The following is a 26,811-nucleotide window of genomic DNA, read 5'->3' on the forward strand; positions in this document are numbered from 1 at the left end:
GCCTCCGCAGGCGTAACGTTCAAACCTCGACAACCGCTCCGCCAAGCGTGCGCGAATAGCCGGTAAATTCCGCGACCGTCCGGCCGTCGCCGGCGCGGACCGCGACCCGCGTCACCCCTGCCCGGCCTTCGCGTGCGACCTCCGTTGCTTCGGCAATCAACGTCTCGCCCTCGCGGACCTTGTCGAGAAAGACGATCGACGCCTGCGCCGCCATGCTCGCATGGTTGGCGCCGTTGCAGACGTAAGCGAAGGCGCTGTCGGCGAGCGCGAAGATCATGCCGCCATGCGCATAGCCATGCCCGTTGAGCATATCGGCGCGCACCACCATCGACACCCGCGCATGACCCTCGCGGATTTCTTCGAGCTTGAGGCCCCAAGCCGGGCCCGTGCCCTCCGCGGCAAGCATCGTCTCGGCGACGCGCTTCGCGAGTTCGTTTGCGTCCACGCCCTCTCCTTCGCTAGGCGCCGGGCATGGCTTACGAGTTCATCGACTTCAAGATCAACGGCGCGATCGCCCGCATCACCCTCAACCGCCCCGACCGCCTCAACAGCTTCACCGCGGCGATGCATGCCGAGCTGCGCGACGCGCTCGCCAATCTCGGCGACGCGCGCGTTCTCGTCCTCGCCGCCGCCGGGCGCGGCTTCTGCGCGGGGCAGGACCTCAACGACCGCAATGTCGCCCCGGGCGAGCCCGTCGATCTTGGCGAAACCGTTGAGCGCGACTGGAACCCGCTGGTCCGCGCCCTCGCCGCCCTTCCGCAGCCGGTCATCGCGCGCGTCCAGGGCGTCGCCGCCGGCGCCGGCGCCAGCCTGGCGCTCGCCTGCGACCTGGTCATCGCCGGCCGCGCCGCCAAGTTCATCCAGAGCTTCGCCGCGATCGGCCTCGTCCCCGACACCGGCGGCAGCTGGCACCTCACCCGCCACCTCGGCCAGGCCCGCGCCATGGGCCTCGCACTGACCGGCGAGCCCCTACCCGCCGAGCAAGCCGCGGAGTGGGGCCTCATCTGGAAATGCGTCGACCACGATGCGCTCGACAGCGAAGTCGAGGCCCTCGCACAAAAGCTCGCCGCTTTGCCCCCGCTCGGCCTCGCCGCGATCAAGGCGATGGTTCGCACCAGCTGGGACCGCACCCTCGACGCCGAACTCGACCTTCAGCGCGACGAAATGCGCCGCCTTGGCTTCACCCAGGACTATCGCGAGGGCGTCGCTGCGTTTCTGGAAAAGCGGCCGGCGGTGTTCACGGGTCGCTGAACAGTCAGACCCTTAACACCCAGCCCCGCTCATCCTGAGGAGCCGCTGAGCGAAGTCGAAGCGGCGTCTCGAAGGACGCACGGATCCCTCGAGACGGGCCTTCGACGCGCTTCGCTTGCTCAGTCCCTCCTCAGGATGAGCGGGTGTGGGCGGTTCACTAAGCCCCCGCCTTCACGGCAAAGCCCCACGCCGCCCCCGCCAGCATCGGCACGCGCTTGGCCATCTCCGCAGCTTGCGCGTGGCTCGCGGTGCCGTCGATGACGCGCTTCTTGATGCCCTGGACGATGCCCGCCAGGCGGAACAGATTATAGGCGAAGTACCAGTCGAGCTGGCCCGCCACCGGCACCCCGGATCGCGCCGAGTAACGCTCGACCACCTCCTCCAGCGAAGGAATGCCGAGCGCCGGCAAATCGAGTCCTGCCAGCCCCGCGCCGCCGTCCGCCGGCATCATCCATTGCATCGCCAAGTAGGAAAAATCCGCCAGCGGATCGCCGAGCGTCGACAGCTCCCAATCGAGCACCGCGGTCAGCGTCCCGTCGCCGTCGAACAAGGCGTTGTCGATGCGATAATCGCCATGGACGATCGAGGTGCGCGATTGCTGCGGCAGCGTCTCGGGCAGGAAGGCGATCAGCCGCTCCATCTCGGGCACGTAATCGGTCTGCGAGTCGCGATACTGCCGCGTCCAGCGCATCACTTGCCGCTCGAAATAATTGCCCGGCTTGCCGAAGTCGCCGAGCTCCGCCGCGGCGGGGTCGATGTTGTGCAAATCAGCCAAGGTATCGACCAATTGCTCGTACATCCGCCGCCGGGTCGCTGGGTCGAAGTCGGGCAGCGCGCCATCGGCATAGGGCCGCCCGTGCGCCATCTCCATCACGTAGAAGATCGCCCCGATCACCTCGGGATCGCTGCACAAGGCGAACGGCCGCGGCACGGGAAAATCGAGCGGATGAAGCGCGGAGATCAGCCGATATTCGCGGTCGACCGCATGCGCGGACGGCAACAGCTGGCCGAACGGCTTGCGGCGCAGCACATAATCGCCCGAGGCGGCGCTGATGCGGTAGGTCGGGTTGGACTGGCCCGACGGGAACTTGCCCAGTTCGAACGGGCCGCTGAAGCCTTCGACATTGGCCTCGAGCCACTCGCCCAGCGCAGCTTCGTCGATCGCCTGCTCGCTCACCGGTGCTTCTTATACTCCAGCCGGGCGATCGCGCGCCGGTGCACTTCGTCGGGACCGTCGGCGAGCCGCAGCGTGCGGATCGACGCATAAGCATGCGCCAGCCCCGTGTCCGCACTGACCCCCGCCGCGCCATGCGCCTGGATCGCGTCGTCGATGACCTTGAGCGCCATCAGCGGCGCAGCGACCTTGATCATCGCAATCTCGCCCTGCGCCGCCTTGTTGCCCGCGCGGTCCATCATGTCCGCGGCTTTCAGGCAGAGCAGCCGCGTCATTTCGATGTCGATCCGCGCATTGGCGACGCGCTCTTCCCACACGCCCTGCTCCGCAATCGTCTTGCCGAAGGCGGTGCGGCTCATCAGGCGCTTGACCATCAGATCGAGCGCTTCTTCCGCCGCGCCGATGGTGCGCATGCAATGGTGGATTCGCCCCGGCCCCAGCCGCCCTTGCGCAATCTCGAACCCGCGGCCTTCGCCCAGCAGCATCGCCGACCCCGGCAGTTCGACATTGTCGAGCCGGATTTCCATGTGCCCATGCGGCGCGTCGTCATAGCCGAACACCGGCAGGTGGCGCTCGATCGTCACGCCCGGCGCGTCGAGCGGCATCAGCAGCATCGACTGCTGCTTGTGCTTTTCCGCACCCGGATCGGTCTTGCCCATCAGGATCGCGACCTTGGCGCGCGGATCGCCCGCCCCGCTCGACCACCATTTGCGGCCGTTGACGACATAGCCGTTGCCGCGCTTTTCGATCCGGCACTGGATGTTGGTCGCGTCGGATGAAGCGACGTCGGGCTCGGTCATCAGGAAGGCCGAGCGGATCTCGCCGTCCATCAGCGGCTTCAGCCACTCGTCCTTCTGCTCGCGCGTGCCGTAGCGGTTGATGACTTCCATGTTGCCGGTGTCGGGCGCCGAACAATTGAAGGCCTCGGACGCCCACAGGATGCGCCCCATCTCCTCCGCGCACACCGCATATTGCAAATTGCTCAGCCCCGGCCCGTCGAAGGTGAAACTGGCATCGACCGGGGTTGCGCCGTGCGACGGCGGCATGAACAGGTTCCATAGCCCCTCGGCCCGCGCCTGCGTCTTCAGATCCTCGACGACCGGGAGCACCTTCCAGCGCTCGCCATCGCGCTGTTGCGCTTCGTAATCCGCGACGCGCGGGCGGACCTTTTCGTCCATGAAGGCGCGGACGCGGTCGCGCCATTCTGTGTCGGCACTGCCAAGCGTGAAGTCCATCGCGAAGCGCCTATCAGCAACCTTCCGCCGTGGCTATGATCGGGCGGATGGGCAGGCTGCAAGGCAAGATCGCAATCGTCACCGGCGCCGCGTCGGGCATTGGCAAGGCGACGGTGGATCTCTTCCGCAACGAAGGCGCGACGGTCATCGGCGCGGACGCGGTCAAGGGCGCCGACATCCTCGCCGACGCGGGCAGCGAGACCGCGGTCGAAACGCTCATCAAGAACGTCGTCGCCAAGCATGGCGGGCTCGACATCATGTTCGCCAACGCCGGCGTGTCGGGCGGCTTCGCCTCGATCGCCGAACAGACGGCGGAGGATTGGGCGGAGATCCTGCGCGTCAACCTCATCGGCCCGTTCCTCGCGATCAAATATGCCGCGCCCTTCATCCACAAGCGCGGCGGCGGGTCGATCATCTGCACCGCCAGCGTCGCCGGCTTGCGCTCGGGCGCGGGCGGCGCGGCGTATTCGGCGTCCAAAGCCGGCGTCGTGAACCTCGTCCAGACCGCCGCGCAACAGCTCTCGGGCAGCAACATCCGCGTCAACGCCATCTGCCCCGGCCTGATCGAAACCGGGATGACCAAGCCGATCTACGACCTCGCTCGCGATCGCGGCAAAGCCGACCGGCTGGGCGAGCTCAACCCGATGGCGCGCGGCGGCGAACCGATCGAGATCGCCCAGGCCGCGCTGTGGCTTGCGTCGAACGACAGCAGCTACGTCAACGGCAGCGCAATCACCGTCGACGGCGGCCTTGCCAGCAGCCACCCAACCACGCGGCGGTTCGACATAAGGATGCTTTAAAGGGAGGGGCTAGGGCTGGGTGCGGGAAAAGCGCGCGTCAAACAACGCGCTCGCAAAATAGGATTTCGCCTGTCAGTCTCGCGGCCATGACCGTGCTTTCGTCTCGTGATCGGGTCCACCCCGCGCGAAACCGAAGGTCACACCTTAGCGTCCGTTCACAGAGCGGTGAGGGGCGGTCAAACGTCCTTTCGGACGCGAACTTAGTGACTTTCGACGATGCCTCTCTTTAAGGCCGTCATTGCGAGGAGCGCAGCGACGCGGCAATCCGGGCTTGGATCGCTTTGTTCGCAATGACGGGATAAACGCATGAAGACCGCGCAATTGCTCAATTACGAACGCGACCGCTGGATCGCTGGGGACAATCCGGCGGAGATCGTGTCCGCCATCGACGGCGCCCCGGTCGCCACGACCGGGTCGGGCGGGATCGATTTCGGCGCCATGCTGCGCCACGCCCGCGACGTCGGCGGGCCGGCCTTGCGCAGGCTGACCTTCCATGAGCGGGCGCGGATGATCAAGGCGCTCGGCCTGGCGATCATGGCCCGCAAGGAGGAACTGTACGAGCTCAACTATCTGACCGGCGCGACGCGCAAGGACGGCTGGATCGACATCGAAGGCGGCGCCGGCACGCTCTTCTCCTTTTCCTCCAAGGGCCGGCGCGAGCTGCCTGATGCCCACGTCCTGCTCGACGGCCAGCTCGAGGGACTGTCCAAGCAGGGGACCTTCGTCGGCCAGCATATCTACACCTCGCTCCAGGGCGCGGCGGTGCATATCAACGCCTTCAACTTTCCCGTCTGGGGGATGCTCGAAAAGCTCGCGCCGACGATCCTTGCAGGGGTGCCGGCGATCGTGAAGCCGGCCAGCTCGACCGCCTATTTGTGCGAAGCCGCCTTCCGGGTGATGATCGAGGCCGCGGTCCTGCCGCCGGGCGCGATCCAGCTGATCGTCGGCGGAGTCGGCGATTTGTTCGATCACCTCACCGGGCAGGACGTGGTCAGCTTTACCGGCTCGGCCCACACCGCGTCCAAGCTCAAGAGCCACCCGACTGTGATGCGCGAATCGGTCAAGTTCATCGCCGAACAGGACAGCCTCAACGCCTCGCTGCTCGGCCCTGACGCAGCGCCCGGCACGCCCGAATTCGACCTCTTCATTCGCGAGGTGGCGACCGAGATGACGGTCAAGGCGGGGCAAAAGTGCACTGCGATCCGCCGCGCGATGGCCCCTGCCGAGCATCTCGACGCGGTCCAGCAGGCGCTGTCCGAACGGCTGGCGAAGACCAAATTCGGCGACCCCCGTGCCGAGGGCACGCGCATGGGCGCGCTGGTCAGCCTCAGCCAGCGCGACGACGTCTGCGCCCGCATCGCCGAGCTCGAGGCGGCGGGCGCGCGCATCGTCGCCGGCGATCCCGCGGCCGATCCGCCGGTCGCGGGCGGCGCGTTCCTTCCTCCGATCTTGTTGCGCACCGACGATCCGTGGGCGGCGCAGGCGGTGCACGATGTCGAGGCGTTCGGGCCGGTGTCGACCATCATGCCCTATCGCGACCTCGCCGACGCCGTCGCGCTCGCCAATCGCGGCAAGGGCAGCCTGGCATTGTCCTTGTTCACCCATTCGCCCGACGCCGCGCGCGAATTCGTCCAGGGCGCGGCCGCTTTCCACGGCCGGATGCTGGTGCTCAACCGCGACAATGCGGCCGAGAGCACGGGCCACGGCTCGCCGCTGCCCGTCCTTGTCCACGGCGGTCCGGGCCGCGCCGGCGGCAGCGAGGAGATGGGCGGCATCCGTGGGGTCAAGCATTACATGCAGCGCACCGCGGTCCAGTCGACCCCGACGATGATCGCCGCGATCAGCGAGCAATATATCCCCGGCGCGCCCAAGGACTTCCGCGACGGCCACCCCTTCCGCAAGCGGATGAGCGAGCTTCACATCGGCGACACGCTGAGGACCGAAAGCCGCACCGTCAGCGTCGCCGACATCGAGCATTTCGCCGAATTCACCGGCGACAAGTTCTACGCCCACATGGACGAGGAAGCGGCCAAGGCCTCGCCCATCTTCGAAGGCCGCGTCGCCCACGGCTATCTCATCCTCAGCTTCGCCGCGGGCCTGTTCGTCGATCCCGATCCCGGCCCCGTGCTCGCCAATACCGGCCTTGAGAACCTGCGCTTCCTGACCCCGCTCTACCCCGGCGATTCCCTGCGCGTCGAACTGACCGTCCGCTCGAAGTCGCTGAAGAGCGAGGACACCGGCGTCGTCCGCTGGGCGGTTGAAATCTTCAATCAGAAGGACGACCTCGTGGCGACGTACGACCTACTGACCGAAAACGTCCCTTAAAGGAGCAGCGGCACCCTCAAGATGGAAAGCATGGGTGGCGAACTGCGTTTCATGACGCCACAGCCCTTCGCCGGCGAAATGCTGGCGTCGCTTCGGGATATCTCCTCCATTCGTCACTATCCGGCCGGGACCTTCGTTGCCCGGGTCGGCGATCCCCTCGATCGATTTGTCGTCGTCGAGGAGGGCGAGATTGAGGTGGTCGACCCCTACACCAACGAACGTCTGGTTCCGTCCACGCTCGGGCCGGGGCAATTCATGGGCGAGTTGTCGTTCCTCAATGCCGGCAGCGTTACCCTGGCGACACGCGCTGCGGTGGATACCCGCACCCTTGAGGCGCCGCGCGCGGCGATGCTCGATCTGATGGCGCGGGTGCCGGAGATCGGCGATCATGTGCTCACCGTCTTCGCCGCCCGCCGCCGCATGCAGTTCGAAGAGGGGCGAAGTGCGATCAAGCTGATCGGCGCCGACGCCGATCCCGCTATTCAGCGCATCGCCACCTTCCTCTCGCGCAACCGCATTCCTTTTCAGTCCTACGACCTTGACGAGAAAGGCGATGAAGCGCGGGCGGCTTGCACCATTGCGGAGCACAAGCCCGCAGTCATCGTCGGCAAGGGCCATCCGGTCGACGATCCAACCCCGCGCAAGGTCGCGGCCCTGCTTGGCCTCGACCTGTCGACCAGCGATCCCGAACAGTTCGACCTGCTGATCGTCGGTGGCGGCCCGGCCGGCGTCGCCGCCGCCGTTTATGCCGGGTCGGAAGGGCTGAAGGCGCTGGTGATCGAAGATTCGGCGATCGGCGGGCAAGCGGGCACCAGCAGCCGGATCGAAAACTACATGGGCTTTCCGACGGGCATTTCGGGCACCGACCTCATTTTCCGCGGGCAGGTGCAGGCAATGAAGTTCGGAACCCGCTTCGCCATGCCCCGCGCCGTGCGCCGGCTCGAAAAGGCAGGGGACGGCTTTTGCGCGACGCTCGATGGCGGCGACACCCTGTGCGCCCGCGCCGTGCTGGTGGCGACCGGTGTCCAGTATCGGCGGCTGCCGGTACCGCGGATCGCGGAGTTCGAAGGCGCAGGCGTCTATTATGCCGCGACCGAGATGGAGGCGCGCTTTTGCCGCGAGACCGAAGCGGTGGTTGTCGGCGGCGGCAACTCCGCCGGCCAGGCCGCGATGTACCTGTCGCGTTTCGCCAACCACGTGCACGTCGTGGTTCGGGGCGGAAGCCTTGCCAGTTCGATGAGCGCCTATCTCCGCTCGCGCCTTGAAGCCGATCCGCGAATCTCGATCCACTATGGGGCGCAGCTCGCCGGCCTGGAGGGCGCACAACATCTCTCGGCCATCCGGCTGACGACGCCCGATGGCGAACGGACACTGCCCTGCTCGGCCCTGTTCCTGATGATCGGCGCGCAGCCGAATACCGGCTGGCTGTCCGGCCTTGTCGACCTCGACAGCAAGGGGTTCGTGAAGACCGGCGCTGCGGCCGGCGTCGCCAGCGATTTCCAGACCTCGCAGCCCGGCATTTTCGCGGTCGGCGACGTGCGCGCCAACTCGGTCAAGCGCGTCGCCTCGGCGGTTGGCGAAGGATCGGTCGTGGTCAGCGCGATCTGGTCGCACCTCGACGATGCCGCGCAACACGCAGCGCTGTCAGTCGTTGAAAGCCTCGTCCAGCAGGAGAGCGGAAGATGAAGATCAGCGATGTGATGACGCGCGACGTCCAGACGATCCAGCCCGATCAGACCGCGCAGGAAGCGGCTCGGTTCATGGTCAGCACCGACGCGGGGTCGATTCCCGTGACGGAGGGCGATCGCCTGATCGGCATGATCACCGACCGCGACATTGCGGTACGCGGCGTGGCCGAGGGCCGTGGTCCCGACACCAAGGTGCGCGATCTGATGACTGACGGAATCGTCTGCGCCGGAATCGACGAGGACGTCGACACGGTCGCGCAGAAAATGAGCGACGCGCAGGTGCGCCGTCTGCCGGTCGTCGACGGGGAGCAGAAGCTGTGCGGCATCGTCAGCCTCGGTGATCTTGCGCGCGAGAGCGAAGGCGAGGCGGCGCACGAGGCGCTTGAAGGCGTCAGCCAGCCGGGTGGCCAGCCGCGATAAGGGTCAACGGGCGGCGATCTCGCCGATCGCGCGATTGACGATCTGTGCGTCGGTCGCCGGGTCCTGACGCTCGGCGATGAGCCGCGCCGCGGCCTTGGCGGCGGCGTCGGCCGCCGTGGCGCGCAGCTGCTCGACCGCGGACCGTTCCTCGGCGGCGATCTTGTCCTCGGCCATGCGCGTGCGGCGCGCGATCAGCGCCTCGGCGTCGGTCTTGGCCTTGGCGATGATTTCGTCCGCCTCATGCTGGGCGCGCTCCATCAGCGCCTTGCGGTCCTTGTCGACCGCCTTGGACTTCTTTTCATATTCGGCCTTGAGCGCCTCGGCTTCCTTGCGCAGCGTCTCCGCTTCGTCGAGCTGATCGCGGATCACGGCGATCTTGCTGTCGAGCGCGCGGCCGATAGCGCCGGGCACCTTCTTCCAGATCATGATCGCGATGACCGTGAGCATCGCGAGGCCGATGAACATCGGCGCGGTCAGGAAGCCGAATGCCGTCGGCGCGCCATGCGCTGCTTCGCCGGCTTCGACGGCGGCGGCGATTAGAAGACCCTCAGACATTGAGCTCAGCCTTTACCGCAGCAGCGGCGTCCGTCTTGTCGACCTTGATGCCCGTCAGGCGCCCGACCATGTCCTGCGCGGCTTCGGCGGCGACCGTTTCGATTTCGGCCCGCGCCGCCGTCAGCGCGTCGCGGATCTTGGCTTCGGCAGCGTCGACCTTGAGGCCGATCTTGTCCGCCGCCTTGCGCACCTTGTCTTCGGTCTGGCGAGCACTTTCCTGGCGCGCGTCCTGCGCCAGCTTTGCCGCCTCGGCCCGGGCGGCGTCCATGCGCGCACGCCAATCGGCTTCCGTCTTCTCCGCAGCCTCGCGCGCGGCCTGCGCCCGCTCGAGGTCGTCGGAGATCTTCTTCTCGCGGGCTTCGACCGTCGACTGGATCTTCGGCACCATCCCCCGCCCGATGACGAAGTAGATGAACCCGAACACGATCAGCAGCCAGAACAGCTGCGAGAAGAAGATTTCGGAGAGCTGATTGATCTGAGGCATGGCGCCTAGCCTTCGCTCTTAGGCGCTCGGCGGCGCGTAGAGGATGATCATCGCAACGGCGAACGCGATCAGGCCGAGAAGCTCGGCGGCCGCGAAGCCGATGAACAGGCGGCCCTGCTGGCCGTCGGCCGCCGCGGGGTTGCGCAGCGCGCTCTCAAGGAACGAGCCGAACACGTTGCCCACGCCGATGGCGGCGGCGCCAACGCCGATCGCGGCGAGGCCGGCGCCGATCACCTGTGCGGAAGTCAGATCCATTGGAAACTCCTCTTGTCCAAAACTCTAGTGAAGGTTGATTGCGTCGTTGAGATAAAGGGTCGTCAGAAGCGCGAACACATAGGCCTGGATTGCGCAGACCAAGAGCTCGAGCGCGCTGACGAAGATGATGAAGAGCAGGCTGAGGATGCCGACGCCCCAACCCATCGGGCCGCCGTTGAAGCCGCTGACGATGAAGCTGCCGAACACTTCCATCAGGATGTGCCCGGCAATCATCGCGACGAACAGTCGCAGCCCAAGGCTGAATGGACGCACCATGAAGGAGATGAACTCGATCAGGAAGATGAGCGGCACCATCACTGCTGGCGTGCCGTGCGGCACGAACAGCGAGAAGAAGTGGAGGCCGTGCTTGGCGAAGCCGACGATCAGCACGATCGAGAAGCTCAAGACCGCGAGGACGCCAGTGATGCTGAAGTGGCTGGTGGTGGTGAACTGGTGCTGCCCGGGAATGATCGACAGCGGGAACAGGCCGAGCAGGTTCGCGGTCAGGATGAATACGAACAGCGAGAAGATGTAGGGCATGAACGCCTTTCCCTTGGGCCCGATGTTCACCTTGACCATGTCGTCGATGAAGCCGGTGACGCCCTCGACCGCCATCTGCCAGCGGCCCGGCACAAGCTCACGGCGCATGCCCATTGCCATGAAGCCGAAGATCAGCACCAGGGCGATCATCAGCCAGGCGGAGCTGTTGGTAAAGCTGAGGTCGTAACCACCGATGTTCAGCGGAACCAGCGGTTCCACCGTGAACTGATGCATCGGGTCGATCTTGCCTTCGGCGGCCACTGCGCTTGCTACCTCTTCTTACCGGCGCTGCCGGATTTGGTGATTCGCATCACGTTCCGCAGACCGACACCGAACCCGAAGAACAGCATCAGCAGCAGGAACAACGGAAAAGTCCGGTAGCCGGCAAGAGCCGCCAGGCTGTCCAGACCCCATCCGATCACTGCCCCGCCAACCGGAGCGCCGACCAGATGGCCAAAGGCCTGCTGCGCAATCCGGGTGGCCGGGTTGGGCTGCACGACTTCGGTCCGCTTGGCTTCCGCCTGCTGCAAGCGATCGAGCCGCTCATCGAGCGATTCGAGCCGTGCATCTGGTGGAAGCTTCGAAACCTCGGCTTCTTCATCCTCTGCCATGCTTCACTCCTGTGCGTCGCCCCGCTGGAGAACAGGGCCTGCTCGGGACGAAAAACATGGCGGCGAACGAGCCCGCCAAGGCGCGGCCCCTTTATGAACCGGACCGACGATAGTCAACCGCGCGTGCGGCGCCGTCCGTCGTCAGGCGCGGCAATAATCCGGGATCGGCGCCGCTTGGCCCGGCGCGCGGCGGCGCCAGACGCGATCCGCCAACATATAGGCCTCCCCACGCGAACCCGCGCAAGCAGCTGGCAGCCCGCCGTGATCCCCACTTCCCCCGGGCTCACGCCACGGCTGGTGGCGAGGTTGCTGTACAATGTGCGGCGCTGGATATTGATCGTCGCCACCTGGCTTCGCACGGCAGATGATGGCGGTGAGGCTACGCCGACGAAGCCGTCGTACCGTTCCCCCACGACCCCCGCCGCGCGGGCGGCGTCGACCGCCGGCGTTTGCGCTATCGCCGCCGTCGCTACGGCGACAAATACGGCGCCGAGCGCCAAGCCCCGAATCATTGCCGCGGCCTCTCCGGAAAGGCCTGCGGGTTCTGCTGGATGAGCTGCTCGACATCCCGCTGGAGGCGCACCAGCACTTCCTGCCGGATATTGACGTTGAGGTTGATCTCGATCGGTTTCTCGGGCGCCTTCAGGGAAATGCATCCGCCAAGCGGCGCGGCGAGCGCGGCTGCGGCAAGCAATCGGCTGGGTTTCATGGCTTTCATCTCTCGGTTGGGGGTGGCGCGGTTTCGACCTGTTCATCGACAGGTGTCTGGGTTTGGGTTTGTTGCTCTTCGATGCGGCGGACCTCGGTCGCAATGCCGGGGATGTCCTCAAGTGGGCGCGGAAGGACATCGCCGATGACCTGCCGCGGGTCGCGGATCGACTTGGCGGTGGCAATCAGCGCGCGGAATGGCCCGGTGATGTTGACGTTGAGCTTGAGCGGGATGCGCGCCAGCAAGCCGCGGATGAAGCGCTGGGTCGAGGTCGACTGGCCGATCGCCACGCCCTCGATCGCCAGGCGCGCGGCGAATTCGCCGGCGAGATCGCCATCAAGGCGGATGATCATCGATTCGAAGCGCAGGTCGCGAAGCGCGTTGAAAGCGATATTGCCCATCGTCCCCAAATTCGCGCGATTGACCTCCCCGACATAAGCGAGCGAGCCGCCGCCGGGGCGTGAGTCGAGCCGGCCGCCGACGATCCGCCCGCCATCTTCGTCGAAGATCATCGGCAGCACGCCATCGAAGGTGCCGGTCGCCTGGAGGCCTGGGAAGTTGAGCGTGCGGACGAAGGTGTTGGCGTCAAGCCCGACGACCTCGAACGTCAGACGCTTGGCGGTCGGGCGCGCAAAATTGATCACCGTTTCCTGAAGAATCAGCCGCCCGCCCATGAACGGCCATTCGCCGCGCTCGATCCGCACCAGCTTGTTGGGTAGCAACTGATACCGCAACGTCCCGTTCTCGACGAGGATGCCCGGGTTGATTGAACCGATGGTCGCGACCTGGTTCGGCGCGGTTTCAAGCTTGAGCAGGTCCGTGAAACGAACGGTTGTGGCCAGGCCCGTCACCGGACCGAACGGCGCCGCCAGATCCATGCCCGCAGTGCTGAATTCGCCGGTCGATGTGACCCGGCCGCCCGGCGCCCAGTCGATCCGCCCCTGCCCGGTGACCGTGCCGCGGACGAGGGCAATGACGCTTTCGGTCAAGCGGGTCAGTTCCGACGGCTGAAGGCCAGGGCCAAAGGTGATGCCGGGGACGTTGAGGTCGGCGTGCCCGCGTTGCGCGGCGAGGCTGTGTTCGATCGATACGTCGGCGACGCGCGTGCCCGTTGGCGGATGACGAAGCGCGCCGTTGGCGCGGACCAGGCCATCGATCAGGGTCAGCTGCAGATCGTCCCCGCGCAGGGGGTAGAAGCGCGGATTGGCGTCGCGGTCGGACACCGTGCCGGCGGCGTTGACGCGGATGTCGCCATCCTTGACGTACCAGCGGCCTGACGCATCGCTGAGCAAGATCGGCACATTGCCGATGGTCGAGCGCGCGCCGGCGAAATTGCCACTCGTCCCCACGCCCGCGAACGACCCGGTGAGGCGGTTCGCGTCGATGACCAGCGGGGTCGCCGAGCGGCCAAGACGGAAGTTGAGGTTGCTTGCTGCAAATTCATCGCCCGTGATCTGCGCGCCCGCCGCGCGGAACGTGAAGGGCGAGTTGCCGAGCCGCCCGCCAAGATAGGGGCTGTTGACCCGCGCGCGCGTGAGGACTGGCCCATTCGGTGCCTTGGAGATTATTGCCGGCCCCACCGGGCAGACCGGCAGGCGCGACCGGTCGAGGCGCAACGTGCCGATTTGCAGAAGGTCGAAGCTGACGACCTGGCAGGTGGTTCCGAAGGCGAAACTGCCGCCCTGCCCGACGCGGCCGCTGATCGGCACGCGCAGCGCCTGGACCCGACCGTCGGGGAACGGCCCGTCGAGCTGCGCCGTGGTGCTGACCGCCGTCGCGCCGCCAGGCAGCGGGCCAAAGCGGATCGGCGTTAGCGCAAGCCGCTGGCCGCGCGCGCTGTACGGCGCGATCTCGGCGACCCCGCTCATCGGGCCGCCGACCTTGGCCTGGCGCAGGCTGACGCGACCGCTGGGCAAGCCGCCGCCGCCCATTTCGATATTGCCGTCGATGCGCAGGCCGTTCTGCGGCCAATAATAAGTGATGCCTGTGCCGCCGGCGACGCGCGCGCGGGCGCCGCCCGGACCGCGCACGTCGGCAGTATCGATTCGCGCCGCGCCGCCGCCGGGGAAGTTGACCACGCGGATCGTCCCCGTTGCGTCGAAATTGCGCACGGTGCGCTTGATGGCGTCGCCAATCGCGGTGGTGATCGGCCCAAGCGGCGTACTCGCCGCGGCGGCAAGCGGCCCGTTGACCGCCGCCAGCATCGATTCATCGAGCCGCGCACTATTGGCGGCGACATCACCGACCATGCTGAAGGTGCCGCCTTGCGCGCCCAGGCGATAGGCGCCGTCGAGACGCGTGCGGTCCGCATAGATGGTGCCCAGACGCGATTGCCGCGCCGACAGCCGCACCTCGCCTCGCACGTCTTCCAGCGGTCCCTTGTACGTCAGCTCGCCGGCGAAGGCGGACAGGCCGTTGGCGCCGGCGACGAGGGTCTGGATCGCCATCCGCCCGCGCCCGTCGACGCGAGTAAAGGATTCGTTGAAGCTGGCGGTCGCGTCGAAGCGCGGCGCGGCAATATCGAAGCGGCTGGCGGGGCAGACGAAGCGGTCGAGCGTCACGGGCCCGTCGATGCCGGGCCGCCGCGCAACCACCGCCACCGCGACGTTCGCGCGCACATTGGTCGCGGCGCAGCGGCCCGGCACCAGTCGCGGACTGGTCAGGGCGGCGCGGCCCTTGAAGCCCCCGCTAAGCCGCCCCGACCCCTGCAGCGCGACGCCGACCGGGCCGAACGGCGTCACCAGTGCGATACTGCTGTCGGCGACGTCGAGAACGAAATTGGGCAGCTGGAACGGCTTGTCACTGGGCGGCGGGAGCAATTTGTCGACCTGGCCGAACCGCACCCGGCCGCCGGTCAGGCGTCCGCGCAAGCGTACTCCGCGGGCAACGATGCGATAAACTTCGAAGCTGCCGTTCCACTTCAGCCGCATCTGGATCTGCGCATAGCGCGCGATGAGGTCGGGCCGCAGCGGATCGCCGATGACGAGATTGCTGACTTCCTGCGTGCGAAAGCCGACGCGGTCGAGCGAATAGGTCGCCTGCACGCCGCGCCGCTCGAATTCGCGCTTCAGATATTCGGTGGCGATCGGCCGCCGCTGGACCCACACCAGGGCGATCGCAATGGCGAGCAGGACGAGGATACCGAGCGAAATCATCCCGATCGCGCGCGCCCAGGGGCGGCGACGGACGATGATGGTCTCCTCCGGTTCCTGGTTGCTCCGCCGATCGCTCATGAACGTAGTTCAACCCCCGCCAGCGGGGACCGTTCCAGCGGCGGCATGAACGCGCCGCGGCTGTTGCCCCCGCGACACTTCCCCGCCCCGCGCGCGGCGACTAGGAAGGGGACGCTCGGACGGTCGCAAAGGGGGCGGCGTTGCACGGGCGCGCATCCAAAACGGAACCATCGGATCTTGCAAGCGGCCATCGCGCGCGCCTGCGCCAGCGGCTGCTCGACGCGGGCCCGGACGGCTTCCACGATTATGAGCTGATCGAATATCTGCTGACGCTGACGATCCCCCGCGTCGACACCAAGCCGCTGGCGAAGCGGCTGATCGACAGTTTCGGCGGGGTCGGGCCGTTGCTCGAGGCCAGCCCCGACACGCTGCGCCGCGAGGGCGTGTCCGATGCCGCGATCGCCGCGCTGCAGATCGCCCGCGCGGCCGCGCTGCGCTTGCTCGAGGTACGCGTCGAGGGCCGGCCGATCCTGTCGAGCTGGGACGCGCTGGGCGATTACCTTCACGCCGCAATGGCGCATGCGCGGGTCGAGGAAGTGCGGATCCTGTTCCTCAACTCGAAGAACATGCTGATCGCCAATGAGGCGCTGTGGCAGGGCTCGGTCGATGAGGCCTCGGTCCACGTCCGCGAAGTTATCGCCCGCGCCATTGCGCTTGGCGCCACCGCGCTGATTATTGTTCACAACCACCCTAGCGGCGACCCGTCACCGTCGAGCCAGGACATTCGCCTGACCAAGGACCTCGTCGAAGCCGGCCGCCACATGAAGATCGCCATCCACGACCACGTCATCGTCGGCGCGCAAGGCCGAACGAGCATGCGCGCGATGGGGCTGATTTAGGGCTTATCCGGCGCGAAGTGGGATGAGCTTGAATTTCCGTGCGGCGTAAAGCGGTACGATCACCGACAGCGCGATCCCGGCCAACGAGCAGAAGCCGAGCCACAGCGCCATCCATGCCCCGCCCGATAGATACATGCCGTAAAGCACCGGCACGGCAAGGACGAGGCCGCGGATTTCGTTGGCGACCAGCGCCACGAATCCGACCTTCAGCAGGGCCGCGCCGAGGATCGAGAGGAACTCGCTCATGGCGGCCTTGTCGCAGAACGAGGTAACCAATCGGTTTAAACGGCGACGAATTTGCGACTTTTTTCCGCCCCTGCTAGCCGCCCGAGCATATGATCCCGCGCTATTCCCGTCCCGAAATGACGGCCATCTGGTCGGCCGAGAACCGCTATCGCATCTGGTGGCAGATCGAAGTCTTCGCCGCGGAGGCGATGGGCAAGATCGGCATGATCCCGGCCGAGGACGCACGGACGATCCGCGCCGCCTATGACGCGGATGCGCTGGGCGAGATCGATATCGACGCGATCGACGCGATCGAGGCGGTGACCAAGCATGACGTGATCGCCTTCCTGACCTGGGCCGGCGAGAAATTGGGGCCGGAGAAGCGCTGGCTGCACCAGGGCATGACCAGCAGCGACGTGCTCGACACCACGCTCGCCGTGCAGCTGAAGCAGGCCGCCGACCTGCTGATCCGCGAGCTCGATGTGCTGCTCGAGGTCCTGAAGCGGCGGGCCGAAGAGCATAAACTCACGCCCACGATCGGCCGCAGCCATGGCATCCACGCTGAGCCGACGACGTTCGGGCTCAAGCTGGCGCAAGCCTACGCCGAATTCGCGCGCAACCGCACGCGACTGGTCGCCGCGCGCGACGATGTCGCGACCTGCGCGATCTCCGGCGCGGTCGGCACCTTCGCCAACGTCCCGCCCGAGGTCGAGGTGCATGTCGCGGCCGAACTCGGCCTGGCCGTTGAGCCGGTGTCGACGCAGGTCATCCCGCGCGACCGCCATGCCATGTTCTTCGCAACGCTCGGCGTCATTGCCTCATCGATCGAGCGGCTGGCGACCGAGGTCCGCCACCTCCAGCGCACCGAGGTGCTTGAAGCCGAGGAATATTTCTCGCCCGGCCAAAAGGGCAGCTCGGCGATGCCGCACAAGCGCAATCCGGTGCTTACCGAAAATCTCACCGGCCTCGCCCGCATGGTGCGCAGCTACGCGCTGCCGGCGATGGAGAACGTCGCTTTGTGGCATGAGCGCGACATCTCGCACTCGTCGGTCGAGCGCTACATCGGCCCCGACGCGACCATCACGCTCGACTTCGCGCTTGGGCGTTTGACCGGCGTGATGGACAAATTGCTTGTCTACCCTGAGCGGATGCAGAAGAACCTCGACCGCATGGGCGGGCTGGTCCACTCCCAGCGCGTCCTGCTCGCGCTTACGCAGGCTGGCCTCAGCCGCGAGGATTCCTACTCACTTGTCCAGCGCAACGCGATGAAGGTGTGGGAATCGGACGGCCAGCTATCGCTTCTCGAACTGCTCAAGGGCGATGACGAGGTGCGCGCGCGCTTGTCGGATAGTGAGTTGGCGAAGCTGTTCGACCTCGATCATCACCTGAAGCATGTCGACACCATCTTTGCGCGGGTCTTCGCCGCGCAATGAGCAAGCCGAAAATTCAATCCGCCGGCTTCCTGCTTGAGCTGTCGCACGACTGGTTGATCCTCGGCGCATCGGAAAATGCGCATGCGTTCCTCGGCGAATATCACCAGCGACTGATCGGCGAGCCTCTATCCAACTTCACGCTGGCGCAACCGCTTCACGATTTGCGCAACAGCCTGTCGCGCCAGCGCAGCAGCAGTGGTGTTGCGCGCGCCTATCGCATTCGCCTGTTCGACGATCCGCGCTGGTTCGACATTGCCTTCCAGCTGCGCGAAAGCACCATCCTGCTCGAAGGATTGCCGAGCAGCGATGCGGGCTTCGGCGAATATCTGGGGTCGGTCGGCCGACTGCTTGAACGGCTTCCGACCGATCGGCGGCAATCGGCGATGGAGGGCGCGGCGCGCTGCATGCGCGCGCTGACCGGTTACGACCGCGTCGCACTGACGGTCGGCGGCGACCGCGTCGAAAGTAGCCGCGGCAAGCTTCCCTCGCTCAGCGTCGAGGGCGATCTTCCGCAGATCGTCGCGGACTCTGCAACCGAAGCCGTCGCCATTTTTCCGAATGGTGGAGGCGAGGATGCTGGCCATGCGCTCCTTCGCGCCCCCACTGCAGCGCAGGCCGGGGCGTTGCGCGATGCGGGGACGCATTCGCTGCTGCGCGTGCCCGTGATCCGCGGCGAGCAGGCGATTGGCGAATTCCTGTGCGATTGCCGCACGCCGCAGCCGGCGTCGTTCGAACGGCACGCGGCCGCCGAATTGTTCGCGCAGATGCTTGGGATGCTGCTGCCCGGCTAACCGCCGAGCGCGTCGCGGATGCGGCTGAAGAAACCTTTGGCCGCAGGACATTCGTCACCCGTCTCGGTCGCGCGAAACTCCTCGAGCAGCTTCTTCTGCTTGGATGACATGCGCGTCGGCGTTTCGACAAGAATGCGCGCGATCAGATCGCCACGGCCACGCCCGTTGAGCACGCTCATGCCTGCGCCGCGGTGCCGCAATTGCTCGCCCGACTGCACGCCGGCGGGGATCTTGATCTCGACCGTATCGCCATCGACGCCGGGCAGGCTGATCGCTCCGCCCAAGGCCGCGGTGGTGAAGCTGACTGGGCATTCGGCGATGAGCGTCGTGCCTTCGCGGGCGAAGATCGGGTGGCGCTTCATGTGCACGAAGATGTAGAGGTCGCCGCTGGCCGCGCCGCGCATGCCCGTCTCGCCCTCGCCCCCGACACGGATGCGCGTGCCATCATCGACGCCGGCGGGAATCTTGACCGACAGGCTGCGCTTGGTGACCGCACGGCCTTCGCCGTCGCATGACGGGCAAGGATCGGTGATCACCTCGCCGCTGCCGCGGCAGGTGGGGCAGCCGCGTTCCACCACGAAAAAGCCTTGCTGCGCGCGGACCTTGCCCATGCCGTTGCAGGTCGTGCAGGTGCTGGCGCAATTGTCGGAGCGCGTGCAGCCCCGGCCGCCGCAATTCTCGCACGCCGCAAGCGCGTTGATAGTGATCGTCTTTTCGGCCCCGCTGAACGCTTCCTCAAGCGTCATTTCCAGGTCGTAGCGCAGGTCGGCGCCGCGCGCGGCGTTCTGCCGCTGCCCGCGCGGATCCATGAACTCCCCGAAGATGGTCGAAAAGATATCCGAGAAGCCGTTGAAGCCGGCGTCGCCGAACGGGTCGCCGCCGCCATTTTGGAAGGCCGCGGTGCCGAACCGGTCGTAGGCCGCGCGCTTCTGCGGATCCTTGAGGACGTCATAAGCCTCGTTGATCGCCTTGAAGTGCGCTTCGGATTGCTTGCAGCCGTTCCTGCGGTCGGGGTGGTGTTCCTTCGCCAGGCGGCGATAGGCGGCCTTGATGGTTGCGTCGTCCGCACCGCGCGCGACGCCAAGCAGCTGATAATAATCCTGCTCGACCATCAGGCCCCCCTACGAGCGGATGCCGGCGGTGCAGCCGGCATCGCTCAGCCCTTCTGTTCGTCGTCGACTTCGGAAAATTCGGCGTCGACGACGTCCTCGTCCGCGGGCTTGGCCTCCGCCGTCTCGCCGTCCGGCGCGGCAGCGCCTTGCGCCTGCTCCTGCTGCGACTTGTACATCGCCTCGCCGAGCTTCATCGCCGCCTGGGCGAGCGCATTGGTCTTTTCGCTCATCTGGTCGGCATCACCGCCTTCGACCGCCGTCTTGGCCTCGGCCAGTGCGGTTTCGATCTCGGTCTTGACCTCGGGCGCAACCTTGTCGCCGTGCTCCTGGAGCTGCTTCTCGGTCGTGTGGATGAGGCTTTCGGCGTTGTTCTTCGCCTCGGCCGCAGCGCGCCTTTTCTTGTCCTCGTCGGCGAACTGCTCGGCCTCCTTGACCATCTTTTCGATGTCTTCGTCCTTGAGGCCGCCCGATGCCTGGATGCGGATTTGCTGTTCCTTGCCGGTGCCCTTATCCTTGGCACTGACGTTGACGATGCCGTTGGCGTCGATGTCGAAGGTGACTTCGATCTGCGGCACGCCGCGCGGCGCGGGCGGAATACCCTCCAGGTTGAACTGGCCGAGCAACTTGTTGTCGCGCGCCATTTCACGCTCGCCCTGGAAGACGCTGATGGTCACCGCATTCTGGTTGTCCTCGGCGGTCGAGAACACCTGGCTCTTCTTGGTCGGGATCGTGGTGTTGCGGTCGATCAGGCGCGTGAACACGCCGCCCAACGTCTCAATGCCGAGCGACAGCGGCGTGACGTCGAGCAGGAGCACGTCCTTGACGTCGCCCTGCAGGACACCGGCCTGGATCGCCGCGCCCATCGCAACAACCTCGTCCGGATTGACGCCGGTGTGCGGATCGCGGCCGAAGAATTCCTTCACCCGCTCGCGCACGCGCGGCATGCGCGTCTGGCCGCCGACCAGGACGACTTCGGAAATATCCTTGGCATCGACGCCCGCATCCTTGAGCGCCTTCTGGCACGGCTCGATCGTACGCTCGATCAGATCCTCGACCAGCTTTTCGAGGTCGGCACGGGTCAGCGTCTCGACCAGGTGAAGCGGGGTCGTCGCGCCGCCTTCCATGCGCGCGGTGATGAACGGCTGGTTGATTTCGGTCGATGCCGCCGACGACAGCTCGATCTTTGCCTTTTCGGCGGCTTCCTTGAGCCGCTGCAGCGCGAGCCGGTCGGTGCGAAGGTCGATATTTTCCTTCGCCTTGAAGCGGTCGGCAAGGTGATTGACGATGCGCGCATCGAAATCCTCACCGCCGAGGAAGGTGTCGCCGTTGGTCGACTTCACCTCAAACACGCCATCGCCGATTTCGAGGATCGAGACGTCGAAGGTACCGCCGCCAAGATCGTAGACGGCGATCGTCTTGCCGTCCTGCTTGTCGAGGCCATAGGCCAGCGCGGCGGCGGTCGGCTCGTTGATGATGCGCAGCACTTCGAGGCCCGCGATCTGGCCGGCGTCCTTGGTCGCCTGGCGCTGCGCGTCGTTGAAGTAAGCGGGGACAGTGATGACCGCTTGGGTCACCGGCTCGCCGAGATAGGCTTCGGCGGTTTCCTTCATCTTCTGCAGGATGAAGGCGCTGATCTGCGAGGGCGAATAATCCTTGCCGCCCGCCTGCACCCACGCATCGCCATTGGCGCCCTTGACGATCTTGTAGGGCACCAGTTCGGTGTCCTTCTTGGTGATCGGGTCATCGTAGCGGCGGCCGATTAGGCGCTTCACCGCGAAGATGGTGTTATCGGGATTGGTGACCGCCTGGCGCTTGGCCGGCTGTCCGATCAGTCGCTCGCCATCCTTGGTGAACGCGACCGTCGACGGCGTCGTGCGCGCGCCTTCCGTGTTTTCGATGACCTTGGGCTTGCCGCCTTCCATAACCGCGACGCAGCTATTGGTCGTGCCCAAGTCGATGCCGATGACCTTGGCCATGGTTTCTCTACCCTCTCTTCAGCCCCACTCGGCCCCATATCAACGGCAGCCGAAATGTTGATTTTCAGAGAGGGATATAGGTGGCCGTTCCGGGTCAACAAGGGCGGACGGAACCCCTCAGAGCATCGCCATCCCGCCGTTGACGTGCAACGTCTGCCCGGTGACGTAGCCGGCTTCCATGGACGCAAGGTAGACAACCGCCGCGCCAATATCGTCACCGCTCCCCATCGCGCCCAGCGGGATCCTCGACAGAATCGCTTCACGTTGCTGGTCATTGAGCGCGTCGGTCATCGCCGAGGTCATGAAACCCGGCGCAATGGCGTTGGCGGTCACGCCGCGGCTGGCGAGTTCCTGCGCCACCGACTTGGTCATGCCGATCAGCCCTGCCTTGGAGGCGACGTAATTGGCCTGACCCGGATTGCCGGTCACGCCCACGACGGAGGTGACCGAGATGATGCGGCCGAAGCGCGCTTTCATCATCGGCTTGGCGGCCGCGCGCATTAGGCGGAAGGCGGCTTCGAGATTGATGCGGATGACATCCTCAAACTCTTCGTCCTTCATGCGCATCAGGAGGTTGTCGCGCGTCACGCCCGCATTGTTGACGAGGATGTCGAGCTTGCCGAGCGCCTCCACCGCTTGCGGGACGAGTTGGTCGACCGCCGCACCGTCGCCGAGATTGCACGGCAGCGCGACATGGTCGCCGCCGAGGCCGGCGCGAAAGCTCTCGAGCTTGTCGGCATTGCTGCCCGACACCGCCAGCCGCGCGCCCTGACCGGCCAGCGCCCTGGCGATCGCGCTCCCCAGACCGCCCGACGCGCCCGTCACCAGCGCCGTCATCCCGCTGAGGTCGAACATCATGCAATCTCCTTCGCAAGCGCGTCGACATCCTCGATCTTCACCACGCTCGTTACCTTCACGTCGGGTGCGATGCGCTTGACCATCGGGCCGAGCACCTTGCCGCCGATTTCGACGAATTCCTCGACGCCCGCCGCCGCCATGTTGGCAATGCTTTCCCGCCAGCGAACCATGCCCGTGACCTGCTCGACCAGCTGGTTGCGGATCGAGTCCGGATCGCGCGTCGGCGCGGCGGTGACGTTGGCGAATAGCGGCACCGCCGGATCGCCAAGAACCTCGTAGGAAAGCGCGTCACCCATCGCGTCCGCCGCGGGCTGCATCAACGAGCAGTGAAAAGGCGCGGACACGGGCAGCTGGACGGCGCGCTTGGCACCCATTTCCTTCGCCATACCGATCGCCCGCTCGATCGCACCCGCGTGGCCCGACAGCACGACCTGGCTCGGGTCGTTGTCATTGGCGACATCGCAGACTTCGCCCTGCGCGGCGGCCTCGGCAATCTTCCTGGCGAGCTCGAGGTCGGCGGCCAGCAGCGCCGCCATTGCGCCCACCCCGACCGGCACCGCGGCCTGCATGGCCTTGCCGCGGATCTTCAGCAGCTTGGCCGTGTTGGCGAGCGCGAACGTCTCTGCCGCGCACAGCGCCGAATATTCGCCGAGGCTGTGACCGGCGACGAAATGCGCGACGTCGGGCAAGCGTACGCCCATCGTCCGAAGCACCGCGATCGAATGCGCCATGATCGCCGGCTGCGCATTTTCGGTGAGCTTGAGCTCGTCGTCGGGCCCCTCGCGCATCAGCCGGAACAGGCTCTGGCCGAGCGCCTCGTCGACCTCGTCGAACACGTCCCGCGCCGCGCGGCTCGCGCCGGCGAGCGCCGCGCCCATGCCGACCGCCTGGCTGCCTTGCCCCGGAAAAATGAATGCGCGCATGCGGTCCCCTGTTCGTCTAGCGTGGCGTGCCGACTAGGACGCGGGGCGCCGAAATCCAAGGGGGGCGGAATGCAAAGGACTGGCGAGCGACAACTCGGGCCGTGGATGACCACGGCGTTCGTCGTCGGAGGGATGATTGGCGCGGGCATCTTCATGCTGCCTGCCAGTCTCGCGCCCTATGGCCGCAATGCGCCGATCGCGTGGGTCGTCAGCGGCCTCGGCGCGGTCGCACTTGCGTTCGCACTTTCTTCGCTCGCCCGCCGCTCTGGCGGGGGACATGGCATGCAAGCGCATGTCGAAGCCGCCTTGGGACCAACCTTTGGTTTTCTCGCGGGCTTCTCTTTCTGGGTCTCGGTATGGGTGTCCAACGCCGCCGTCGGGATCACCGGCGCCTCCGCGCTTGCGCGGATTGTCCCCGCGCTGTCCGGGGAAACTTCAATTCTGCTCGTCGCTGCCGGGTTCATCCTGTTCCTGGCGATCGTCAATGCCCTTGGCGCCGTAGTCAGCGGACGGTTCGCGGTGGCGACGACGTTGATCAAGCTCACTCCTCTAGTTGGGGTGCTCGTTCTGGCCGGCGCATTCACCGCCGAAGGCCAGCCGATGGCTCCCTTGGCGGTGATGCCGGTTACCTTCGACAATATCGCGGGCGCTTGCGCCATTGCCCTGTTCGCGTTGCTCGGTTTCGAAACCGCGCTCGCCCCCGTCGACAAGATCCGCAACCCACAGCGGACAATTCCCTTGGCGATGATCGGCGGCACCGCCTTCGTCGCTACTCTTTACCTGCTCACGACGTCCGCAATTGCAGGACTTGTCCCGGCCGAGCAGCTTGTCGAGTCGAAAGCCCCTTCGCCGACGCCCTCGTTCTGGGACTGGGTGGATTGGGAGTCGCTATTGCCGTGCTGGGCATGGCCGTCAGCGCTTTCGGCTATATCAACGGGGGCATTCTCATCAGCGGCGAACTTGGCCTGGCGATGGCGCTTCGTGGCGATCTGCCGGCTTCGATGACGCGAACCCGGGGCGCGGGTACGCCCGTCGTCGCGCAGCTCGTGGCCTCCGGTCTTGCCCTCCTGCTGATTGCCGCCAATGCCTCGAAGGGCACCGTGGGGCTTTTCACCTTTTCCGTCCTGCTCACCACCAGCGCGTCACTTTGGATGTACGTCCTTTGCGCGATTGCCGCATGGCGTATGACGAGCTCGATCGGCAGCAAAGCGGTGATCTTTGCGGGCATCGCCTTCGTCGCGCTCGCCTTCTACGGCTCGGGATGGGAGGCCAACGCCTGGAGCATTGTCCTGCTTCTGGCGGGTCTCGCGGTGCGCTGGATTATCCGTTCGCGCGGCGGCTCCAGCCCGGAGGTGGCGGAGACGCGAGCCTAGCCTCCGGGATCATCGCCCGCAGCTTTCGCGCAAAACTGCGCAGGCAGACTTCGCTCGTCCCCAGCGGTCCCGCCGCGTAACTCGCCGATTGCATGCCCAGTTGAACGCGGGTGATCAGCTCGGTGTCTTCCGCATTCACGCGGCGATTGATCATCCAGTTGAGGTGCCGCGCCGCCTTCATCTCGCGCCGGTCATCGGGCAGCGCATAGCTGATCTCGCGGATCACCGTTTCGGTCGCGCTGACCGGAATGAACTGCATGAAGTCGACCTGATCGGGATAGATGTCGAAGGCGACGTTGGGGAACAGCTTGTAATAGAGCCACTTGCGCTGATGCGTCGCGGGCAAATGCTCCACCGCCGGCAGGAAATGCTGGTACGCGCGCTCGGCGGCGTTCGCCGAGGGCTTCTCGACCAGGTCACCTTCCATCCGGTCGACGTGCTCCTGCGCCTCGATCCGGTAATTGCGTTCGAACAGGCGCGACAGGCCGGGATGCCCGACCGGAATGTGGAGGTGATCCGAATAATTGTCGGCGATCGTCTTCCAATTTAGCGGGCGCGGGCGAAGCGTCACGCGGCCGACGACCCGCAGCTCTTCGAAACGATACAGCGCCACCTCGTCCGCATAGGGTGCCATCATCTCTGCCACTGACGGCGCGCGCCCTGTCCCGAGCGAAGCCGAGGGGGGCTCGAGGGTGACGAAGAGGAAGCCGTGCCAATTTTCCAGCGCCACCGGCACCAGGCCAAGCTGCTCGGTCTCCAGGCCCGGATATTCGTGGCGATGCGGGACGCCGACCAGCCGTCCGTCGCGGGCATAGCTCCAGGCGTGATAGGGGCAGGTCAGCACCTTCGCGCACCCGCCGTTGCCGTCGACCAGCCGCGACCCGCGATGGCGGCAGACATTGTGAAACGCACGCACCGCACCGTCATCGCCGCGCATGACGATGACGCTCTCGCCGAGATATTCCAGGCTGCGCCATTCGCCCGGCGCGGCAATCTCGCTTTCGTGACAGACCACTTGCGGTGCCGCGCGAAGGAAGGCCGCTTGCTCCGCGGCGAAGAACTCAGGGTCGTGATAAAGCCAGCCAGGCAGGCTCACGTCATCGAGCGGATCGGATGCCGACGAAGCGGTGCGCAGGTGCGTCGCCATGTGCAAAGCCTGCCAGTCCGCAGCGTCCGCGGCAATCACTTCGGCGCGCCTGAGGCGACCAGGGGCCGGCGTCCGAACAACTCCGCGAGTTGCTTGCGGAAAGCGATGAGCGCGGCGACCACGGCGGCGAGCGCGGCGATCAGCGTCTTGGTCAGGCCTGACAGCGCCACCACCCCAGCGACGAAATCCTCGAACCACTGCATCCACGTCACTGCAACCGGGATGGTCTTGCTCTTCGATTGCAGCAGGGTTTCCGACTGCGCGCCGTCGGGGCCCTTGGCGACGATAAAGGCACTCAAGGTCAGCGCATGACGCGGCGCCTTGAGCGCGGTCACTTGCCAGTCCCAGCGCGCGCCGTCGCCAATGCCGAGGTTGCGGGTCTGAAGGCCGTCAGGGGTGATCTTGAAGCCGTCCCCCTGAAGCAGCGCAGCCATGCGCCGTGCGACCTTGAGCTTGAACTCCTCGGTCGGTGCGCTGCCCAGCAAATCGGTCGGGGTGGGTCCTCCGCCCGGCCCGGCGCGTGACACCACGAAGGATACGGTCCGCGTCTCGCCGCGGGTCATTTCCCTGGGGAAGTCGACGCCGCCAACGCCTTGGCGCGCATTGCGGTAAATGGCGGTGAAGTGGCGGCACTCAGCGGGAGTCGCGGCATCGCCCAGCACCGGGCAATCGATCAGTTCGTCCTGGGCTGACGCAGGCGCATCGCCGCCATCGTCGCTCTCCATGACCCCGCCGGTCTGGGCGAGGTCGCCCCGGTCGCCCTCGTCCCGCTGCAAACGCCGGGAGGCGCTGCGCCGCGGTGCGCCTTGCGAAGGCGGGAGGCCGACGGAGCCTACCGGAGAAACGCTGGTGTA

The 26,811-nt window shown here is 66.2% G+C and carries 28 protein-coding genes; 10 read left to right on the forward strand and 18 right to left on the reverse strand.

Translation table 11 applies throughout. The features are described 5' to 3' along the window. Nucleotides 1-19: 19 nt before the first annotated feature. Nucleotides 20-445 carry a hydroxyphenylacetyl-CoA thioesterase PaaI gene (paaI, locus tag H9L13_RS10120; protein WP_187537578.1) on the reverse strand — a complete coding sequence of 142 codons (426 nt, stop codon included), beginning with the start codon at nucleotides 443-445 and terminating at the stop codon, nucleotides 20-22. Between the two features lie 26 nt (nucleotides 446-471). On the opposite strand from paaI, the gene paaG reads away from it, so the two are divergent. After that, the gene (gene paaG, locus H9L13_RS10125; RefSeq protein ID WP_187537579.1) at nucleotides 472-1,251 is read left to right on the forward strand and encodes a 2-(1,2-epoxy-1,2-dihydrophenyl)acetyl-CoA isomerase PaaG; all 780 of its coding nucleotides are present in this window, start codon (nucleotides 472-474) and stop codon (nucleotides 1,249-1,251) included. 157 nt (nucleotides 1,252-1,408) lie between these two features. Here the strand turns inward: paaG and H9L13_RS10130 are convergent, their stop codons facing one another. Both H9L13_RS10130 and H9L13_RS10135 read right to left on the reverse strand, forming a co-directional pair. Beyond that, nucleotides 1,409-2,428, reverse strand: coding sequence for a phosphotransferase family protein (locus H9L13_RS10130; RefSeq protein ID WP_187537580.1), 1,020 nt, complete (start codon nucleotides 2,426-2,428; stop codon nucleotides 1,409-1,411). After that, entirely contained in the window at nucleotides 2,425-3,660 is a 1,236-nt protein-coding gene (locus tag H9L13_RS10135) for an acyl-CoA dehydrogenase family protein (RefSeq protein ID WP_187537581.1), read from the reverse strand. Before H9L13_RS10135 ends, H9L13_RS10130 begins: the two co-directional genes overlap by 4 nt. 47 nt (nucleotides 3,661-3,707) lie before the next feature. Between H9L13_RS10135 and H9L13_RS10140 the strand changes: the two genes are divergently transcribed. From H9L13_RS10140 to H9L13_RS10155, 4 genes are all read left to right on the forward strand, one after another. Continuing rightward, nucleotides 3,708-4,460, forward strand: coding sequence for an SDR family NAD(P)-dependent oxidoreductase (locus H9L13_RS10140; protein ID WP_187537582.1), 753 nt, complete (start codon nucleotides 3,708-3,710; stop codon nucleotides 4,458-4,460). A 306-nt stretch (nucleotides 4,461-4,766) separates the two neighbouring features. Further along, nucleotides 4,767-6,785 carry a phenylacetic acid degradation bifunctional protein PaaZ gene (gene paaZ / locus H9L13_RS10145; RefSeq protein WP_187537583.1) on the forward strand — a complete coding sequence of 673 codons (2,019 nt, stop codon included), beginning with the start codon at nucleotides 4,767-4,769 and terminating at the stop codon, nucleotides 6,783-6,785. 30 nt (nucleotides 6,786-6,815) lie between these two features. Continuing rightward, nucleotides 6,816-8,471 carry an FAD-dependent oxidoreductase gene (locus H9L13_RS10150; protein WP_328282551.1) on the forward strand — a complete coding sequence of 552 codons (1,656 nt, stop codon included), beginning with the start codon at nucleotides 6,816-6,818 and terminating at the stop codon, nucleotides 8,469-8,471. Continuing rightward, nucleotides 8,468-8,893: a CBS domain-containing protein gene (locus H9L13_RS10155; protein WP_187537585.1), complete on the forward strand. Its 426-nt coding sequence runs from the start codon at nucleotides 8,468-8,470 to the stop codon at nucleotides 8,891-8,893. Before H9L13_RS10150 ends, H9L13_RS10155 begins: the two co-directional genes overlap by 4 nt. 3 nt (nucleotides 8,894-8,896) lie before the next feature. Here the strand turns inward: H9L13_RS10155 and H9L13_RS10160 are convergent, their stop codons facing one another. The 8 genes from H9L13_RS10160 to H9L13_RS10195 all read right to left on the reverse strand — a co-directional run bounded on the left by H9L13_RS10160 (nucleotide 8,897) and on the right by H9L13_RS10195 (nucleotide 15,280). Next, on the reverse strand, nucleotides 8,897-9,448 hold the full coding sequence (locus H9L13_RS10160) for a F0F1 ATP synthase subunit B family protein (protein WP_187537586.1): 552 nt from the start codon (nucleotides 9,446-9,448) through the stop codon (nucleotides 8,897-8,899). Further along, a complete protein-coding gene (locus tag H9L13_RS10165) occupies nucleotides 9,441-9,932 on the reverse strand; it encodes a F0F1 ATP synthase subunit B family protein (protein WP_187537587.1) in 492 nt (163 codons plus the stop codon). The genes H9L13_RS10160 and H9L13_RS10165 overlap by 8 nt, the downstream gene beginning before the upstream one ends. Nucleotides 9,933-9,950: 18 nt before the next feature. Further along, nucleotides 9,951-10,187 carry a F0F1 ATP synthase subunit C gene (locus H9L13_RS10170; protein ID WP_187537588.1) on the reverse strand — a complete coding sequence of 79 codons (237 nt, stop codon included), beginning with the start codon at nucleotides 10,185-10,187 and terminating at the stop codon, nucleotides 9,951-9,953. 24 nt (nucleotides 10,188-10,211) lie between these two features. Continuing rightward, entirely contained in the window at nucleotides 10,212-10,988 is a 777-nt protein-coding gene (locus H9L13_RS10175) for a F0F1 ATP synthase subunit A (protein WP_187537589.1), read from the reverse strand. Between the two features lie 8 nt (nucleotides 10,989-10,996). Further along, nucleotides 10,997-11,338 carry an AtpZ/AtpI family protein gene (locus H9L13_RS10180; protein ID WP_187537590.1) on the reverse strand — a complete coding sequence of 114 codons (342 nt, stop codon included), beginning with the start codon at nucleotides 11,336-11,338 and terminating at the stop codon, nucleotides 10,997-10,999. A gap of 113 nt (nucleotides 11,339-11,451) precedes the next feature. Further along, nucleotides 11,452-11,850: a YdbL family probable chaperone protein gene (locus H9L13_RS10185; protein WP_187537591.1), complete on the reverse strand. Its 399-nt coding sequence runs from the start codon at nucleotides 11,848-11,850 to the stop codon at nucleotides 11,452-11,454. Next, a complete protein-coding gene (locus tag H9L13_RS10190; protein ID WP_187537592.1) occupies nucleotides 11,847-12,047 on the reverse strand; it encodes a YnbE family lipoprotein in 201 nt (66 codons plus the stop codon). Before H9L13_RS10190 ends, H9L13_RS10185 begins: the two co-directional genes overlap by 4 nt. Nucleotides 12,048-12,052: 5 nt before the next feature. Next, nucleotides 12,053-15,280, reverse strand: coding sequence for an intermembrane phospholipid transport protein YdbH family protein (locus H9L13_RS10195; RefSeq protein WP_187537593.1), 3,228 nt, complete (start codon nucleotides 15,278-15,280; stop codon nucleotides 12,053-12,055). A gap of 140 nt (nucleotides 15,281-15,420) precedes the next feature. Between H9L13_RS10195 and radC the strand changes: the two genes are divergently transcribed. Next, nucleotides 15,421-16,119, forward strand: coding sequence for a RadC family protein (gene radC, locus H9L13_RS10200; RefSeq protein ID WP_187537594.1), 699 nt, complete (start codon nucleotides 15,421-15,423; stop codon nucleotides 16,117-16,119). A gap of 3 nt (nucleotides 16,120-16,122) precedes the next feature. Here radC and H9L13_RS10205 read toward each other — a convergent pair whose 3' ends face one another. Beyond that, on the reverse strand, nucleotides 16,123-16,365 hold the full coding sequence (locus H9L13_RS10205; protein ID WP_187537595.1) for a hypothetical protein: 243 nt from the start codon (nucleotides 16,363-16,365) through the stop codon (nucleotides 16,123-16,125). An 89-nt stretch (nucleotides 16,366-16,454) separates the two neighbouring features. Here H9L13_RS10205 and purB point away from each other — a divergent pair, with 89 nt between their 5' ends. Both purB and H9L13_RS10215 read left to right on the forward strand, forming a co-directional pair. Beyond that, nucleotides 16,455-17,777, forward strand: coding sequence for an adenylosuccinate lyase (purB, locus tag H9L13_RS10210; protein ID WP_187537596.1), 1,323 nt, complete (start codon nucleotides 16,455-16,457; stop codon nucleotides 17,775-17,777). Continuing rightward, nucleotides 17,774-18,568 carry a phytochrome family protein gene (locus H9L13_RS10215; protein WP_187537597.1) on the forward strand — a complete coding sequence of 265 codons (795 nt, stop codon included), beginning with the start codon at nucleotides 17,774-17,776 and terminating at the stop codon, nucleotides 18,566-18,568. The genes purB and H9L13_RS10215 overlap by 4 nt, the downstream gene beginning before the upstream one ends. On the opposite strand, the gene dnaJ is transcribed toward H9L13_RS10215, so the two are convergent. The 4 genes from dnaJ to fabD form a co-directional block, all read right to left on the reverse strand. After that, nucleotides 18,565-19,683 carry a molecular chaperone DnaJ gene (gene dnaJ, locus H9L13_RS10220; RefSeq protein WP_408022135.1) on the reverse strand — a complete coding sequence of 373 codons (1,119 nt, stop codon included), beginning with the start codon at nucleotides 19,681-19,683 and terminating at the stop codon, nucleotides 18,565-18,567. The two genes, H9L13_RS10215 and dnaJ, sit on opposite strands and share 4 nt — an antisense overlap. A gap of 41 nt (nucleotides 19,684-19,724) precedes the next feature. Next, nucleotides 19,725-21,656: a molecular chaperone DnaK gene (gene dnaK, locus H9L13_RS10225; protein WP_187537599.1), complete on the reverse strand. Its 1,932-nt coding sequence runs from the start codon at nucleotides 21,654-21,656 to the stop codon at nucleotides 19,725-19,727. 117 nt (nucleotides 21,657-21,773) lie between these two features. Then, the gene (gene fabG, locus H9L13_RS10230; protein WP_187540339.1) at nucleotides 21,774-22,511 is read right to left on the reverse strand and encodes a 3-oxoacyl-[acyl-carrier-protein] reductase; all 738 of its coding nucleotides are present in this window, start codon (nucleotides 22,509-22,511) and stop codon (nucleotides 21,774-21,776) included. Beyond that, entirely contained in the window at nucleotides 22,511-23,437 is a 927-nt protein-coding gene (fabD, locus tag H9L13_RS10235) for an ACP S-malonyltransferase (protein WP_187537600.1), read from the reverse strand. Before fabD ends, fabG begins: the two co-directional genes overlap by 1 nt. 105 nt (nucleotides 23,438-23,542) lie before the next feature. Here fabD and H9L13_RS10240 point away from each other — a divergent pair, with 105 nt between their 5' ends. Both H9L13_RS10240 and H9L13_RS10245 read left to right on the forward strand, forming a co-directional pair. Beyond that, nucleotides 23,543-24,442, forward strand: coding sequence for an APC family permease (locus H9L13_RS10240; RefSeq protein WP_187537601.1), 900 nt, complete (start codon nucleotides 23,543-23,545; stop codon nucleotides 24,440-24,442). Further along, nucleotides 24,409-24,810, forward strand: coding sequence for a hypothetical protein (locus H9L13_RS10245; RefSeq protein ID WP_187537602.1), 402 nt, complete (start codon nucleotides 24,409-24,411; stop codon nucleotides 24,808-24,810). The genes H9L13_RS10240 and H9L13_RS10245 overlap by 34 nt, the downstream gene beginning before the upstream one ends. On the opposite strand, the gene H9L13_RS10250 is transcribed toward H9L13_RS10245, so the two are convergent. Both H9L13_RS10250 and H9L13_RS10255 read right to left on the reverse strand, forming a co-directional pair. Further along, nucleotides 24,758-25,957, reverse strand: a complete 1,200-nt coding sequence (locus H9L13_RS10250; protein ID WP_187540341.1) for an aromatic ring-hydroxylating oxygenase subunit alpha — start codon at nucleotides 25,955-25,957, stop codon at nucleotides 24,758-24,760. The two genes, H9L13_RS10245 and H9L13_RS10250, sit on opposite strands and share 53 nt — an antisense overlap. Nucleotides 25,958-25,992: 35 nt before the next feature. Continuing rightward, nucleotides 25,993-26,733, reverse strand: coding sequence for a hypothetical protein (locus H9L13_RS10255; protein ID WP_187537603.1), 741 nt, complete (start codon nucleotides 26,731-26,733; stop codon nucleotides 25,993-25,995). Nucleotides 26,734-26,811: the final 78 nt, after the last annotated feature.

It is taken from the genome of Sphingomonas lutea (assembly GCF_014396785.1).
Taxonomy (GTDB): Bacteria; Pseudomonadota; Alphaproteobacteria; order Sphingomonadales; family Sphingomonadaceae; genus Sphingomicrobium; species Sphingomicrobium luteum.